General features: G+C 67.6%; 11 protein-coding genes and 1 pseudogene. 11 read left to right on the top strand and 1 reads right to left on the bottom strand.

Translation table 11 applies throughout. The features are described from left to right. Positions 1-151 precede the first annotated feature (151 nt). Complete coding sequence (locus E4487_RS04790) at positions 152-1,342, bottom strand: SRPBCC family protein (RefSeq protein WP_175252811.1); 1,191 nt, start codon at positions 1,340-1,342, stop codon at positions 152-154. A gap of 537 nt (positions 1,343-1,879) precedes the next feature. On the opposite strand from E4487_RS04790, the gene purU reads away from it, so the two are divergent. From purU to E4487_RS04740, 11 genes and pseudogenes are all read left to right on the top strand, one after another. Next, entirely contained in the window at positions 1,880-2,746 is an 867-nt protein-coding gene (gene purU / locus E4487_RS04785) for a formyltetrahydrofolate deformylase (protein ID WP_037049161.1), read from the top strand. Further along, entirely contained in the window at positions 2,743-3,618 is an 876-nt protein-coding gene (gene folD, locus E4487_RS04780; protein WP_037049163.1) for a bifunctional methylenetetrahydrofolate dehydrogenase/methenyltetrahydrofolate cyclohydrolase FolD, read from the top strand. The genes purU and folD overlap by 4 nt, the downstream gene beginning before the upstream one ends. 5 nt (positions 3,619-3,623) lie before the next feature. After that, a complete protein-coding gene (locus E4487_RS04775; RefSeq protein ID WP_134677112.1) occupies positions 3,624-4,865 on the top strand; it encodes an FAD-dependent oxidoreductase in 1,242 nt (413 codons plus the stop codon). Between the two features lie 181 nt (positions 4,866-5,046). Further along, positions 5,047-5,358: a sarcosine oxidase subunit delta gene (locus E4487_RS04770; RefSeq protein ID WP_037049167.1), complete on the top strand. Its 312-nt coding sequence runs from the start codon at positions 5,047-5,049 to the stop codon at positions 5,356-5,358. Beyond that, positions 5,355-8,267 (top strand): 2Fe-2S iron-sulfur cluster-binding protein, encoded by a 2,913-nt coding sequence (locus tag E4487_RS04765; RefSeq protein ID WP_175252810.1) that lies wholly within the window; start codon positions 5,355-5,357, stop codon positions 8,265-8,267. The genes E4487_RS04770 and E4487_RS04765 overlap by 4 nt, the downstream gene beginning before the upstream one ends. Before the next feature lie 2 nt (positions 8,268-8,269). Beyond that, positions 8,270-8,947 (top strand): sarcosine oxidase subunit gamma, encoded by a 678-nt coding sequence (locus tag E4487_RS04760; RefSeq protein WP_081876439.1) that lies wholly within the window; start codon positions 8,270-8,272, stop codon positions 8,945-8,947. 76 nt (positions 8,948-9,023) lie between these two features. Continuing rightward, positions 9,024-9,803, top strand: coding sequence for an IclR family transcriptional regulator (locus E4487_RS04755; RefSeq protein WP_175252809.1), 780 nt, complete (start codon positions 9,024-9,026; stop codon positions 9,801-9,803). A gap of 144 nt (positions 9,804-9,947) precedes the next feature. Continuing rightward, positions 9,948-11,171 (top strand): annotated as a pseudogene (locus E4487_RS24795) (HAMP domain-containing protein); the annotation flags it as partial. Beyond that, positions 11,145-12,029 (top strand): methyl-accepting chemotaxis protein, encoded by an 885-nt coding sequence (locus E4487_RS24790; RefSeq protein WP_373921503.1) that lies wholly within the window; start codon positions 11,145-11,147, stop codon positions 12,027-12,029. The pseudogene E4487_RS24795 and the gene E4487_RS24790, both read left to right, overlap by 27 nt. A gap of 180 nt (positions 12,030-12,209) precedes the next feature. Then, a complete protein-coding gene (locus E4487_RS04745; RefSeq protein WP_175252807.1) occupies positions 12,210-13,622 on the top strand; it encodes a di-heme oxidoredictase family protein in 1,413 nt (470 codons plus the stop codon). A 148-nt stretch (positions 13,623-13,770) separates the two neighbouring features. After that, positions 13,771-14,832 carry an imelysin family protein gene (locus E4487_RS04740; RefSeq protein WP_037049179.1) on the top strand — a complete coding sequence of 354 codons (1,062 nt, stop codon included), beginning with the start codon at positions 13,771-13,773 and terminating at the stop codon, positions 14,830-14,832. Position 14,833 lies beyond the last annotated feature (1 nt).

Raw genomic sequence — 14,833 nt, 5'->3', positions numbered from 1 at the left:
CGCACTTTTACAACACCGTAGGAGGCCAGATGACTGCAGATAAATGCCTGGCCCCAAGAAGCGAGCGCTCCGGTACTGAGCGTAGCTCAGCGACCGTCCGGGCACACAAGTCCAGGGAACACCGCTCATTCCGTACTGTATCGCTCGCCGCTCATACCTGCCTGGCGACGACCATCTGCTCGACATCCATCGCGCGTTCGCATTCGTCGTGCAGCCAGGTCAGGGCCGATTCGAAGCGGCCGAAGTGGACTTCATCGACCACCCCGCTCTGCATGTTGGCCTGGATGGTTTCGCCAAGTACCCAGTCTTCCATGAGGATCTTGTTCACCAGGTTGTGGTTGGTCTCGTGCCTGCGCAGTTCGTCAGCCGACCACTCGCTGCCGCCGTCCTGCGGGCGATCGACCAGCAGCACTTCTTCGATGCGGGTTTCCCCGACCGCCAGCGGCACCATGCGGATCAGCGAGATGTTGTCCGGCTGGGCGAGCAGCAGCACGGTGGGCGACAGGGTGTAGATGATGTTGGCCATCCGGCGCATGTCCCATTGCGTCTCGGGCAGGTCGGGCGCTTCGAGCAGCGGCTTCTTCGGCAGGATCATGCGCATGTACAGGCCGCCCCAGCTCTCCCAGGTGGACAGGTTGCCCAGGAAGAACGGCGCCAGGGTGTGCTTGTGCGCCACGTTGAAGTGGTAGGCCTCGATCCCTCCCTCGAGCAGGACCTTCCAGTTGGCCTTGATCACATAGCTGCGGCGCTTGTAGACCTGCTGGTTCTCGATATCCAGGTAGCGCATGCCGGACAGCATCTCTGCGCCGAGCAGGTCTGCAGGTACCCGCCGGTTGCGGTCCGGATGGACGAAGACGATGCCGCCGATGACCCGGCTGGGGAACTCGATCAGGCCCAGCCGGCCCTTATCCAGCCCGACGAAACCACGCTCGAAATCCGGCGCGCCGGCCAGTTGGCCTTGGCTGTCGTAGGTCCAGGCGTGGTAGGGGCAGACGAACCTGTTCCTGCAGCCGCTTTCGCCATTGGCCACCAGCCGTGCATTGCGGTGCCGGCAGGTATTGGCGAACACGCGCACCTGACCGTCCTCGCCACGCACCATCAGCAGCGACACGCCGTCGAGCCAGTCCAGAGCCAGGTAGTCGCCCGGGTTGGGCACCTCGTTGGCGGCACCGACGGCCAACGGCTGGTTGCGAAAGATCCGCGCTTTCTCGCGGGCAAACCACTGCGCGCTGGTGTAGCGCTCGGTGGCGTGGCTCCGGGTCGTCTCGTGGTACTGGGTTTCGCCGCGTGCGTGGAGTTCCAGCAGTTGCGCGATCAGGCGAATCTCGGTGGCTCTGTCCATGCTCGGTCCTCTCTGGGCGGCCTTTGTGGATGACTCGCGGCACCGGGTCGGGCCGATGGCGTTCACTCTAGCAAGGCAAAATCGACCAAATTCGATCTCTACGGACGTATTCTCGACGCAAATGGACAACCCTTCGCGCGCAGCACCGCCGAGAGCGACACAAGATCGCCCGGCCACCGTGTTCGGCCGTTGCTTCAAGCGCGCCTTCGCGCAAACGCCACGCGCCTACCGGCAATCGCTGCCCACCAACCGGCAGTGAGGCCCGTCAGGCTGACGCGCGCAGGTGCCTCACGACGGGCCGTGTCGGCCTGCTCCCCTGCCCCCCCGATGCCGCCCCATCACGCCCGGATGCCTTCTGTAGCAATATTTCCCCTGGGGATAAAAAAATTCCCAACAGGCATGGACAGCGCACGTTCATTCACTTATAAAAATCACCAGCACGAAAAATAGATTCGTCACAGTAAATTTTATTCGTAGACGAACAGCGCTTTCACTCATGAAGATTTTCCTGCCGCCGCCCCCAGCAGAGGATTCGCCATGCAGCCCGCCAAGCACCCATACGTGATCAAGATCAGTTGCCCGGCCACGTCCGGCATCGTCGCCGCCGTGACCTCCTACCTCGCCGACCATGGTTGCTACATCAGCGAGATGGCGCAGTTCGACGACGAGATCAGCGGCGCGTTCTTCATGCGTGCGGTGTTTCGTTTCAACAGTGATTTCGCCGGCGATATCCGGCAGATCCACGACGGTTTCGTCGATGTCGCCGAACGCTTCGAGATGACCTGGGAGCTGCACGACAGCACCGAGCCGATGCGCGTGCTGCTGATGGTCAGCAAGTACGACCACTGCCTGGCCGACCTGCTCTATCGCCACCAGAAGGGCGAGCTGCAGATGAAGATCACCGCCATCGTCTCCAACCACCTCGACCTGCGGCCGATGGCCGAGCGCGAGGGCATCCGCTTCATCTACCTGCCGGTGACCCGCGAGACCAAGGCCCAGCAGGAGGCCGAGCTGCTGAGGATCGTCGAGGAGACCCAGACCGAACTGGTGGTGCTGGCGCGCTACATGCAGATCCTCTCCGATGACCTGTGCCAGCAGCTGTCTGGCCGCGCCATCAATATCCACCACTCGTTCCTGCCCGGTTTCAAGGGGGCCAAGCCCTACCACCAGGCCTTCGATCGTGGCGTGAAGCTGATCGGCGCCACCGCACACTACGTCACCTCGGACCTCGACGAAGGCCCGATCATCGAGCAGGAAGTGCAGCGCGTGGACCACAACTACACCCCCGATGCCCTGGTGGCGGTGGGCCGCGATACCGAGACGGTGGCGCTGTCCAAGGCGGTCAAGTACCACCTCGAACACCGCGTGTTCCTCAACCACGACAAGACGGTGATCTTCCGATGAGCGCACGACTGATCGACGGCAAAGCGACCGCCGCTCGCGTGCTCGCCGAAGTCGCCGGCGACGTGGCCGCGCTCAAGGCGCGCGGCATCGAGCCGGCGCTGGCGGTGGTGCTGGTCGGCAGCGATCCGGCCAGCCAGGTTTACGTGCGCAACAAGGTGCTGCGCGCCGGTGAGGTGGGCATCCGCTCGCTGGAATACCGCCTGGGCGCCGAAGCCAGCGCGGCGGAGGTGCTGGAAGTGGTCGAAGGGCTCAATGCCGATGCCTCGGTGCACGGCATCCTGGTGCAGCTGCCGCTGCCGGCGCACATCAGCGAGACGCAGGTGCTGCAGGCCATCGACCCGGCCAAGGATGTCGATGGCTTTCACAGCGAGAACGTCGGCGGCCTCAGCCAGGGGCGCCCGGTGCTCACGCCCTGCACACCAGCGGGCTGCATGCGCCTGCTGCGCGACACCCTGGGCGACCTGGCCGGCAAGCACGCCGTGGTGGTCGGGCGCTCGAACATCGTCGGCAAGCCGATGGCGGCGCTGCTGCTGGCCGCCGACTGCAGCGTCACCGTGCTGCACTCGCGCAGCGTCAAGCCGCAACGCCTCTGCGGTCAGGCCGACATCGTGGTCGCCGCCGTCGGCCGCCCGCGCATGATCGACGCCGACTGGATCAAGCCGGGCGCGGTGGTGATCGACGTCGGCATCAACCGCATCGAGGACGACGGCCGCTCGCGTCTGGTCGGCGACGTCGACTTCGACGCCGTGCAGCCGGTGGCCTCGGCCATCACCCCGGTGCCCGGCGGAGTCGGCCCGATGACCATCGCCATGCTGATGCACAACACCGTCACCGCTGCCCGCCAGCAACATGCGCCGAGCGCCCAGGAGTAACCGCCATGCCCCTTGCCCTGCTCAAGTACGGCCTGTCCTCGGAGTACCCCGTGGAGGTCGACCTGCCTGCGCCAAAGGACCTCAAGCCGGCCTATGACGTGGTCATCATCGGCGGTGGCGGCCATGGACTGGCCACCGCCTACTACCTGGCCAAGTACCACGGCGTGACCAACGTCGCGGTGCTGGAGAAGTCCTACCTGGGGAGCGGCAACACCGCGCGCAACACGGCGGTGATCCGCTCCAACTACCTGACCAGCGAGGGCGTGCGCTTCTACGCCGAGTCGGTGCGGATGTTCAAGGCGCTGTCCAACGAGTTCGACTTCAACATCATGTATTCCGAGCGCGGCCAGCTCACCCTGGCCCACACCGATGCCACGGTGCGCGCCTTCCGCCAGCGCGCCGAAGTGAACAAGCACTTCGGTGGCCGCACCGAGATGATCGACCGTCAGCAGATCCGCGAGCTGGTGCCGATGCTCAACCTCGACCCCGGCCACCTCCCCGTACTCGCCGGGCTCTGGCACATCGACGGCGCCACGGCGCGCCACGACGCCGTGGCCTGGGGCTACGCCAAGCAGGCGGCCAAGCGCGGCGTGGAGATCCACCAGCTCACCGAGGTGCAGGATTTCATCGTCGAGAACGGCAAGGTCACCACCCTGCGCACCAATCGCGGCGACGTGCGCTGCGGCTGCGTGGTGCAGGCGGTGGCCGGTGCCAGCTCGCTGCTGATGAACAAGCTGGGGATCAGGGCGCCGATCCACACCTACCCGCTGCAGGCCATGGTCACCCAGCCGTTCAAGCCGTTCCTCGACCCGCTGGTGAGCTCCAGCGCGCTGCACTGCTACGTGCAGCAGACCAGCCGTGGCGAGATCGTCTTCGGCGGCGGCTCCGACCCGTACCCGCTGTACAACACGCGCTCGACCCTGGACCTGAAGGAAAGCCTGCTGGCCCATGCCATCGAGATGTTCCCGTTCATGGCCGGCGCCAAGCTGATGCGCCAGTGGACCGGCAGCACCGACATGACCCCGGACTACAGCCCGATCATGGGCCGCTCGCCGCTGGACAACTACTACCTGGACGCCGGCTGGGGCACCTGGGGCTTCAAGGCCACGCCGATCTGCGGCTGGACCATGGCCGAGCTGGTCGCCAGCGGCGGCAGGACGCCCGCGCTGATCCAGCCCTTCGCCCTGGAGCGCTTCGCCAGCTTCCGCCAGGTCAACGAGATGGGCGCCACGGCGGCGAGCCACTGAACGAACGCCCCTCTCCCGCTTGCGGGAGAGGGGTTGGGGGAGAGGGCTGCATTGATCAAAAGCACCCTCTCCCCAGCCCTCTCCCAGCCCTTGATCAAAGAGCATGGGAGAGGGAACAGATCGAAGCTCGGGGGACGTTCCGACGCCACCCGCTACGCAAGCTGAATGACTGGGGATCACCATGAAGATCATGCCCTGCCCGCTCAACGGGCCCCGCAACATCAACGAATTCACCTACGGCGGCGAACTCAGGCGCATGCCCGATCCAGGCACCTGCTCGGACGCCGAATGGGCCGACTACGTGTTCAACTGCGACAACCGCGCCGGGGTCGTCACCGAGTGGTGGCTGCACAACGCCTCCAGCTACTGGTTCCTCGCCGAGCGCCACACCGTCAGCGACGAGATCCTGCGCACCTTCGACCCGAAGGAACTGTTCGACCAGCGCGTCGACTTCACCCTCCCCGCCAAGCAGCCTGAAGAGGTGAGCGCATGAGCGCCGACGTCCGCCTGCCGGCCCCGCTGGGCCTGCTGATCGACCGCAACCAGCCGCTCAGCTTCGACTTCGAGGGCCGCACCTACCAGGGCCTGGCTGGCGACAGCATCGCCAGCGCGCTGCTGGCCAACCGGCGCTGGCTGCTGTCGCGTTCGTTCAAGTACCACCGCCCACGCGGCCCGCTGTCGATGGCCGGGCAGGACGCCAATACCCTGGTGCAGCTGCCGGACGAGCCCAATGTGCTGGCCGACCTGCAGCCGCTGGCCGCCGACCTCCAGGTCAGCGCGCAGAACTACAGCGGCAGCCTGGACAGGGACCGCGACGCCCTGCTCGGGCATTTCTCCAGGTTCATGCCGGTGGGCTTCTACTACCGCGCCTTCTACAAGCCGAAAGGCATGTGGAAGGTCTGGGAGCCACTGGTGCGCAAGAAAGCCGGCCTCGGCGTGCTGAACCTGGCGTTGCAGCCGCAGTACCACGACAAGGCCTTCCTGTTCACCGACCTCGCGGTGATCGGCGCCGGCCCTGCCGGCCTGAGCGCCGCGCTGACCGCTGCCAATGCCGGCGCCAAGGTACTGCTGATCGAGCAGCACAGCTACCTCGGCGGCGCACTGGCCTGGGCCCGCTTCGACGTCGAGGGCAAGCGCGCGGGCGAGCTGCGCAGCGAACTGCTCGCCGCCGTCGAGGGCCACGCCAATATCCGTGTGCTCAGGCAGGCCACCTGCAACGCCTGGTTCACCGACCACTACCTGCCGGTGATCCAGGGCAATCGCCTGTACAAGGTGCGCGCCCGCCAGTGCATCGTCGCCGCCGGCGCCTTCGAACAGCCGGTGGTGTTTCGCAACAACGACCTGCCTGGAGTGATGCTGACCAGCGCCGCCCAGCGCCTGATCCGCCTCTATGCCGTCAAGCCGGGCACCCGTGCCGTGCTGCTGACCGGCAACGACGACGGCTACCTGGCCGCCCTCGACCTGCTCGATGCCGGGGTCGAGGTCGCCGCCCTGGTGGACCTGCGCGAGCGTGCCAACGACGGCAGCCTGGTCACCGCCCTGCAGACCCGGGGCGTTACCTGCCATGTCGGCAGCACCGTGTACGAGGCGCTCGGCGACAACCACCTGAGCGCCGTCGACGTGCGCCGCATCACCGCCCAGGGCGAGGTCGCGGACGGCGGCCTGCGCATCGACTGCGACCTGCTGTGCATGTCCGCCGGTTACATGCCAGCGTACCAGTTGCCGTGCCAGGCCGGCGGCAAGCTGGCCTACGACGACGCCAGCGCCGCCTTCAGTCTGTCCGGCCTGCCTGCCGGGCTGCAGGTGGTCGGCTCGGTGAACGGGCGCAACGCCCTCGACACGCTGCTGGCCGACGCCAGCAATGGCGCCCTGCGCGCCCTGCAGGCGCTGAGCCTGGAAAGCGGCCAGCCCCTGCGCGAGCTGGCGGGCGAGGCGCGGGTCAACTTCCCCTGGCCGATCTTCCCCCACCCCAAGGGCAAGGAGTTCGTCGACTTCGACGAAGACCTGCAGGTGCGCGATATCGTCAACGCCACCCGCCACGGCTACCGCGACGTGCAACTGGTCAAGCGCTTCTCCACCGTCGGCATGGGCCCTTCGCAGGGGCGCCACTCGGCGCTGCCCACTGCGCGCCTGGTGGCCCAGGCCACCGGGCGCAGCGTCAGTGAAACCGGGGTGACCACGGCGCGCCCGCCGTTCAGCCCGGAAACCCTGGCGCAGGTCGCCGGGCGTGGCTTCGACCCGTATCGGCAGACCGCCATGCACGCCCGCCACCTGGAGCTGGGGGCGAAGATGATGCCCGCCGGCATCTGGCAGCGCCCGGCCTACTACGGCGCGCCCGAGCAACGCGAGGCCTGCATGCAGGCCGAGGCGCGCCACGTGCGCGAGAAGGTCGGGCTGATCGATGTGTCCACCCTCGGCGGCCTGGACGTGCGCGGCCCGGACGCCGCCGAACTGCTCAACCGCCTCTACACCTTCGCCTTCGCCAAGCAGCCGGTGGGCCGTTCGCGCTACGCGCTGATGACCAACGAACAGGGCGTGGTGATCGACGACGGCGTCTGCGCGCGGCTCAAAGAGCAGCACTTCTATGTCAGCGCCACCACCAGCGGCGTCGACCGTGTCTACCAGCAGATGCTCAAGTGGAATGCGCAGTGGCGCCTGAACGTCGACATCACCAACGTCAGCGCCGCCCTGGCCGCCGTCAACCTGGCCGGGCCGGAGTCACGCCAGGTGCTGGCCCGGCTGTGCCACGACGTCGACCTGTCCGCCGAGGGTTTTCCCTACCTGGCAGTGCGCCAGGGCAGCCTGCTCACCCTCTGCGGCACACGTATTCCGGTGCGCCTGCTGCGGGTGGGTTTCGTCGGCGAGCTGGGGTACGAGATCCACGCACCGGCGCGCTACGGCGAGGCGTTGTGGGACGCACTGATGGAGGCCGGCAAGGCGCATGACATTCGTCCGTTCGGGGTCGAGACCCAGCGCCTGCTGCGCCTGGAAAAGGGCCACATGATCATCGGCCAGGACACCGACGGCATGACCAGCCCGGCCGAGATCGACATGCACTGGGCCATCGCCCGCAGCAAGCCGTTCTTCGTCGGCAAGCGCGCCGTGGAGATCCTCGAGGCGCAGGCGCCGATCCGCAAACTGGTCGGTTTCACCCTGCCCCGGGGTAGCAGCCAGCCGCTGGAAGGCCATCTGGTGCTCAAGGGCGCGGACATCAGCGGCAACGTCACCTCCTGCGAATACTCGCAGACCCTCGGCCAGATCATCGGCCTGGCCTACTGCGCACCCGAGCAGGCCACACCCGGCCAGCTGTTGCCGATCCGTGTCGAAGGCGGCGAGATGGTCCAGGCCACGGTGGTCCAGCTGCCCTTCTACGACCCTGAAAACCAACGCCAGGAGCTGTGAGCATGAGCATCGGAGCCGAACACTTCAGCGAGCGCAGCCCGCTCTACCGGTTGCACGCCGAGGCCCGCCTGGGCCGGATTGGCGACAGCTGCATCGCCACTGCGCACGGCGACCAGGACGAGCGCGTCATTGCCGCCCGCTGCGCGCTGCTGGACCTGAGCAATCTGCCACGGGTCGGGTTTCGCGGCGTCGCCAGCGCGGCCTGCCTGCAGGCGCAGGGCTTCGTCCTGCCGGGCGCGCCCAACCAGGCGCTCGCCCAGGCCGACGGGAGTGCCGTGCTGCGCCTGTCGCAGAACGAATACCTGCTGCTGGGCAGCCTGCTCGATGCCGGCGCGCGCGTACGTCAGCAGGAGCAGGACTGGCAGTTCGACGGCAGCCCCAACTACCTGCTGCCGCGCCAGGACAGCCATGCCTGGTTGCTGCTGAGCGGGCGCCACGGCAGCGAGGTGATGGCCAAGCTGTGCGGCGTCGACCTGCGCGCCGAGGCCTTCCCGCCCGGCAGCGTGGCGCAGACCTCGGCGGCACGGGTCAACGTCATCGTCGCCAACCTGCCCCAGGGCGAACTGCCTGGCCTGCACCTCCTCTGCGACCGCGCCTCGGCGCATTACTTCTGGGGCGCGCTGCTCGATGCCATGCAGGAATTCGCTGGACACCCGGTGGGCATCGACGCCCTGCCCTGACACCACGTGATCCACCCTGCGCGGCCACGACCGAGCGCAGGGTGGATGGCGCTTCATCCTCCAGGAGGCCAACGCCATGGGCATCCACGAAGACGAGCTGGACTACCGCGTGCCGGCGCTGCAACGCGGCCTGAGCATCCTGCAGATGTTCAACGCTGAAGTGCGCAGCCTGAGCAGCAACGCCATCGCCGAGCGCCTGGGCGTCAGCGTCTCGGCCATCTACCGCATCCTCATCACGCTCACCGACATGGGCTACCTGCGCAAGCTCGGCAAGAACAGCTACGAGCTGGGCCCGCAGGTGCTCTGCGACGGCTTCGCCTACCTGGCCAGCCGCGACCTGGTGGACATCGCCATGCCGCACCTCAATGCGCTGCGCGATCGCACCTCGCTGTCCTGCCACCTGTCCATCCGCGAGCACACCGACAGCCTCTACGTCGGCCGCGCCTTCGCCGCCCAGCGGCTGTCGGTGAACATCCCCATCGGCACCCGCATCCCCTGCCACTGCACGGCCATGGGGCGCATGCTGCTGTGTGCGCTGACGCCCATGGAGCTGGACAAGCTCTACCAGCACGTGCGCCTCGACGACTACCCGCCGCCCGCGCCGAAGACCCTGCCCGAACTGCAGCAGCTGATCGAGCGTGACCGCGAGCGTGGCTGGGTCATGCACCGCTCCGACTACTCCACCGCCATCGCCTGCGCCATACGCAACAACCGGGGCGAGGTGGTCGCGGCGATCAACCTGTCCGGCCCGGAGGCGGTGATGGACAGCCCGGTGGCGCGCGAACGCTACCGCGAGAGCCTGCAGCAGTGCGCCGACGAGATCGCCGCCGAACTGGGGGCCTCGCCCCGGCGCTGACCCCGGCGTTCAGGCCGTCGCCTGCAACGCCGCGCGGCCCCGCCTCGCGCAACTGACATCAAATTGTCATCACCCTTTCGCCTGCTATGCTGCCTTGTGAACAGGGCAGCGCTGCTTTCCTGGCAGGAACACGCAGCAAGCCGCATGGACGCCGGGGCACGCCTTACCCTGCCGGCGTCCCTCGGCGGCAACGACCCGTTCGCCGCAGCCGATCCATCAGGCCAGTTCGAGGTTGTCAGCCGCCACACAGCACAGGGAATCGTCATGAAAACTGTCACTCGCATGCTTCTTGACCTTAGTGTTCGTAAAAAACTGCTCGGCGGCTTCGGCCTGATCCTGTTCATCACCCTGGCCACGGCCTGGATCGGCAACACCAGCCTGGACAGCACCCTCGATCGCATCGACAGCCTGCTGGGCGTCAGCGAGATCGACGCCAACCTGATGCGCGCGCGCCAGCAGGAAAAGAACTACCTGCTGCGCGACGATCAAACCGCCATGCAGCAGGCCCTGAGCCTGTCGCAGCAGATACAGGAGCAGGCCGCCGCGAAGGAAGCGGAGCTGGCGCGCCCGGAGAACAAGGCGCTGATGCGCCAGATCCAGGAAGACGCCAGTGGCTACCGCGACGAGCTGGCGCAACTGCAGGCCGTCGGCAAGGCCAGCAGCGAGGCGCAGCAAGCCATGGAAGAATCCGCCCGTGCAGCGCTCAAGCGCTTCACCGAGCTGGAGGCCAAGCTGCGCCAACTGGCCGTCGAACAGATCCGCCTGAGCGGCGCGCAGAGCAGCATCGACACCCTGGACCGCGCCAACCAGGCCAGCCAACTGGCACGCGAGCTGCTGGAAGCGCGGCGCCGCGAGAAGGACTTCCTGCTGCGCCGCGACGACCAGTACGCGCAGCTCCTCGATGGCCACTTCCAGTCGCTCGACGACAAGAGCCGGCAACTGCTCAATACGCTGCAGGACGCCGCCGCGCGCGCCGAGGTGGAAGAGGCGCTGCAGCAACTGGCCGCCTACCGCAGCCACTTCGCCCAGTTGAAGAACAACCTGGGCGAGCTGGACCAGAGCGAAGAAGACATGACCTCCCGCGCGCGCGAGGTCACGGCCGCGTCGAGCCAGTCGCTCAAGCTGCAGCGCGAGCTGCTGGCGAGCGACTCCAGCCACGCCAAGCAGACCCTGCTGATCGCCGCCGCGATCGCCTTCGTGCTCGGCGTGCTCTGCGCACTGTTCATCACCCAGGCCATCGTCACCCCGCTGCAGCGCGTGGTCGGCATCGCCCGGCAGGTCGCCGACGGCGACCTGACCACCAATATCGAGAGCGACCGCCGCGACGAACTGGGCCAGTTGATGCAGGCCATGCAGGCCATGACCCTGAGCCTGCGGGACCTGATCGGCCAGCTCGGCGCGGGCATCACCCAGCTCGCCACGGCGGCGGAAGAGCTTTCGGCGGTGACCGAGCAGACCAGCGCCGGCGTCACCCAGCAGCGCATGGAGACCGACCAGGTCGCCACCGCCATGAACCAGATGGCGGCCACCGTGCAGGATGTCGCGCACAACGCCGAGAACGCCGCCAGCTCGGCCAGCGACGCGGAAGACCAGACCCGCGAGGGCGACAAGGTGGTGCAGCAGGCCATTACCCGCATCGAACAGCTGGCCAGCACCGTGGAAGCCTCCGCCGAGGCCATCGGCCGGCTCAAGGGCGACAGCGCCAACATCGGCACGGTGCTGGACGTGATCAAGAGCATCGCCGAGCAGACCAACCTGCTGGCACTCAACGCCGCCATCGAGGCCGCGCGCGCTGGCGAAGCGGGCCGTGGCTTCGCCGTGGTCGCCGACGAGGTGCGCGCCCTGGCGCGCCGCACGCAGGAGTCCACCCAGCAGATCGAACAGCTGGTCGCCGCGCTGCAGAACGGCGCCGAGAGCGCAGTGAGCGTCATGGCGCAGAGCCGCAGCATGGCTGGCGAGACCGTGGAGGCGGCGCGCCACGCCGGTACCGCCCTGACGCGGATCGACGAAGCGGTGTCGCGCATCCAGCAGATGAACCAGCAGATCGCCACGGCCTCCGAGGAGCAGAGTTCGGTCGCCGAGGAGATCAACCGGAGCATCGCCAATATCCGCGACATCGCCGAGCAATCGGCTGCCGCGACCGAGGAGACCTCCACCGCCAGCGTCGACCTGGCGCGCCTGGGCAGCGACCTGCAACAACAGATCAATCGCTTCCGGGTCAGCTGAGCCCGCGTGGGCACGGCGTTGGCGTCCTGCCCATTTGCGCGCCACTCGCGCCGCGACGGGCACATGCCGCTGACGCGCGACCTTTTGCCCCGGCAGATAACGCTAATTGATCTTATTTAAATTCCGTTAGCCTGCTAATCTTGGCGCCCCGTTCCCCTGCCCGCCCGGATAGCTCTCCCGATGTCGCCGCTCCAGCGCTGTTTGCTGCCTCTTCTGGTCCTGCCCCTGATCGCTTGCGAACAGCAAGCGAACTTCACCGCAGCGGAGCCCGGTGAAGCGCTGTCCGCCGGTGCGGCCACCGTGCGCAAGTTCGACCACAACGCCTTCTCCCTGCCATCGGCGAACCTGGCGCCGAGCCGGCGCCTGGACTTCTCGGTAGGCAACAGCTTCTTCCGCAACCCCTGGGTCACGGCCCCCGCCACCACCACCGCGCGTGACGGCCTGGGCCCGCTGTTCAACACCAACGCCTGCCAGAACTGCCACATCAAGGACGGCCGTGGCCATCCCCCGGCGGCGGATGCGCTGAGCGCCGCGTCGATGCTGGTGCGCCTGTCCCTGCCGGCGCGCCCGGAGGATGCCGAGCGTCTGCTGCAACAGGGTGTGGTCGCCGAGCCGACCTATGGCACCCAGCTGCAGGACATGGCCAACCCCGGGGTGGCCCCCGAGGGCAAGGTGCGCGTCAGCTACAGCAGCGTGCCGGTGAGTTTCGCCGACGGCACCGAGGTGGAACTGCGCAAGCCGCGCCTGGAAATCAGCCAGCTGGGCTACGGCGCCATGCACCCGGATACCCTGTTCTCGGTGCGCATCGCCCCGCCGATGATCGGCCTTGGCCTGCTCGAAGCCATCGCCGAAGCCGACATCCTCGCCGCCGCCGACCCGGACGACGCCGATGGCGATGGCATCTCCGGACGCGCCAACCGCGTCTGGGATCGCCAGCAGCAGCGCAGCGCACTGGGCCGTTTCGGCTGGAAGGCCGGCCAGCCCAGCCTCAACCAGCAGAACGCGGATGCCTTCGCCAACGACATGGGCCTGACCAGTTCGCTGATCCCCCACGACAACTGCACCGCCGCGCAAGCCGACTGCCTCGCCGCAGCGCACGGCGGTGAGCCGGAGGTCAGCGACACCATCCTCGCCAGCGTCCTGTTCTACAGCCGCAACCTCGGCGTGCCGGCGCGGCGCGATGTCGATGCCCCCGAGGTGCTCAAGGGCAAGAGCCTGTTCCACCAGGCCGGCTGCCAGAAATGCCATACCCCGAGCTTCACCACCTCGGCCGCAGCCGCCGAGCCGGAGCTGGCCAACCAGGTGATCCGCCCCTATACCGACCTGCTGCTGCACGACATGGGCGAAGGCCTGGCCGATGGCCGCGAGGAATTTCTCGCCAGCGGTCGCGAGTGGCGTACCCCGCCGCTGTGGGGCATCGGCCTGACCGAGGCGGTCAACGGCCATACCCAGTTCCTGCATGATGGACGCGCGCGCAACCTGCTGGAGGCGATTCTCTGGCATGGCGGCGAGGCCGAGGCGGCCCGGCAGCGCGTGCTGCAGTTCGACAGCGATGAGCGGGCCGCGCTGCTCGCCTTCCTCAACTCCCTCTAGGAGAGCGCCGCCAACATGCCTGCATTCGACCACACGGCCTTGAAATTGCCCCCGGTATGCGTGTTCGGCGCAGTAAACTGCGCATCCTCGAACCGCTTCGTCCCGTCTTCGCTCGTCGATCGTGTGAACACCCTCTAAGGAGCCTGCGATGTTGCCCAAAACCCTGATCGCCTCCCTGCTCGGCCTGGCCCTGGTCGGCTGCGGCCAGCAGGACCCCAAAGCCAAGGTCAGCGCCGCGCTGGCCGACGGCGTACTGCTGCCGGCCTACACCAGCTGGCAGGAAGCCGATCGCCAGCTGGCCACCAGCTCCGCCGCGTTCTGCGCCGGCAGCGCCGACCTGACGGCCGCCCGCCAGGCCTTTCTCGGCGCGCAGAGCGCCTGGGCCGGCCTGCAGCCGCTGCTGATCGGCCCGCTGGCCGAAGGCAACCGCGCCTGGCAGATCCAGTTCTGGCCGGACAAGAAGAACCTGGTGCAGCGGCAGGTCGAAGCCCTGCTGAAGAACAAGCCGCAGCTGACTCCGGACGACCTGGCGAACGCCAGCGTGGTGGTCCAGGGCCTGACCGCCTACGAGTACATCCTCTTCGACCCCGAGCTGGACCTGTCCCAGCCCGAGCAGAAAACCCGCTACTGCGCGCTGCTGCAGGCGATCGGCGTGCACCAGCAGGAGCTGGCCGGCAACATCGTCGGCGAGTGGCAGGGCAAGTCGGGCATGGCCGAGCAGCTGAAGACCTTCCCCAACGACCGCTACGCCGACGCCAACGAGGCCATCGCCGAACTGCTGCGCGTGCAGATCAGCGGCATCGATGGCCTGAAGAAGAAGCTCGGCGCCCCGCTCGGCCGCCAGACCAAGGGCATCCCCCAGCCGTACCAGGCCGAGGCCTGGCGCAGCACCGCCAGCCTGGCCAACCTCGGCGCGGCGCTGGCCAGCGCCGAACTGCTGTGGCATGGCGGCAATCGCGACGGCATTCAGGCGCTGCTCGGCGATGACCAGGCCGAGCTGGCCCAACGTATCGACGCGGCCTACCAGGAGACCCGTCAGCGCCTCGCCGCGCTGGAGCGCCCGCTGGGCGAACTGCTCGCCGACGAGGCCGGCCGCGCCAGCCTGAACGAGCTGTACGACAGCCTCAACCGCCTGCATCGCCTGCAGGAAAGCGACCTGGCCAAGGCCCTGGGCGTGCAGATCGGCTTCAACGCCCACGACGGAGACTGAG

The sequence above is a fragment of the Pseudomonas sp. BMW13 genome, from assembly GCF_013357275.1.
Classification (GTDB): domain Bacteria; phylum Pseudomonadota; class Gammaproteobacteria; order Pseudomonadales; family Pseudomonadaceae; genus Aquipseudomonas; species Aquipseudomonas khazarica.
The sequence above is the reverse complement of the archived record's forward strand: the minus strand, read 5'-3'. Positions and strand labels throughout refer to the sequence as shown.

Coding starts and splice junctions, on each gene's coding strand:
- E4487_RS04790 (WP_175252811.1), bottom strand. CDS start 1,342: ATGGACAGAGCCACCGAGATTCGCCTGATCGCGCAACTGCTGGAACTC.
- purU (WP_037049161.1), top strand. CDS start 1,880: ATGCAGCCCGCCAAGCACCCATACGTGATCAAGATCAGTTGCCCGGCC.
- folD (WP_037049163.1), top strand. CDS start 2,743: ATGAGCGCACGACTGATCGACGGCAAAGCGACCGCCGCTCGCGTGCTC.
- E4487_RS04775 (WP_134677112.1), top strand. CDS start 3,624: ATGCCCCTTGCCCTGCTCAAGTACGGCCTGTCCTCGGAGTACCCCGTG.
- E4487_RS04770 (WP_037049167.1), top strand. CDS start 5,047: ATGAAGATCATGCCCTGCCCGCTCAACGGGCCCCGCAACATCAACGAA.
- E4487_RS04765 (WP_175252810.1), top strand. CDS start 5,355: ATGAGCGCCGACGTCCGCCTGCCGGCCCCGCTGGGCCTGCTGATCGAC.
- E4487_RS04760 (WP_081876439.1), top strand. CDS start 8,270: ATGAGCATCGGAGCCGAACACTTCAGCGAGCGCAGCCCGCTCTACCGG.
- E4487_RS04755 (WP_175252809.1), top strand. CDS start 9,024: ATGGGCATCCACGAAGACGAGCTGGACTACCGCGTGCCGGCGCTGCAA.
- E4487_RS24790 (WP_373921503.1), top strand. CDS start 11,145: ATGCAGGCCATGCAGGCCATGACCCTGAGCCTGCGGGACCTGATCGGC.
- E4487_RS04745 (WP_175252807.1), top strand. CDS start 12,210: ATGTCGCCGCTCCAGCGCTGTTTGCTGCCTCTTCTGGTCCTGCCCCTG.
- E4487_RS04740 (WP_037049179.1), top strand. CDS start 13,771: ATGTTGCCCAAAACCCTGATCGCCTCCCTGCTCGGCCTGGCCCTGGTC.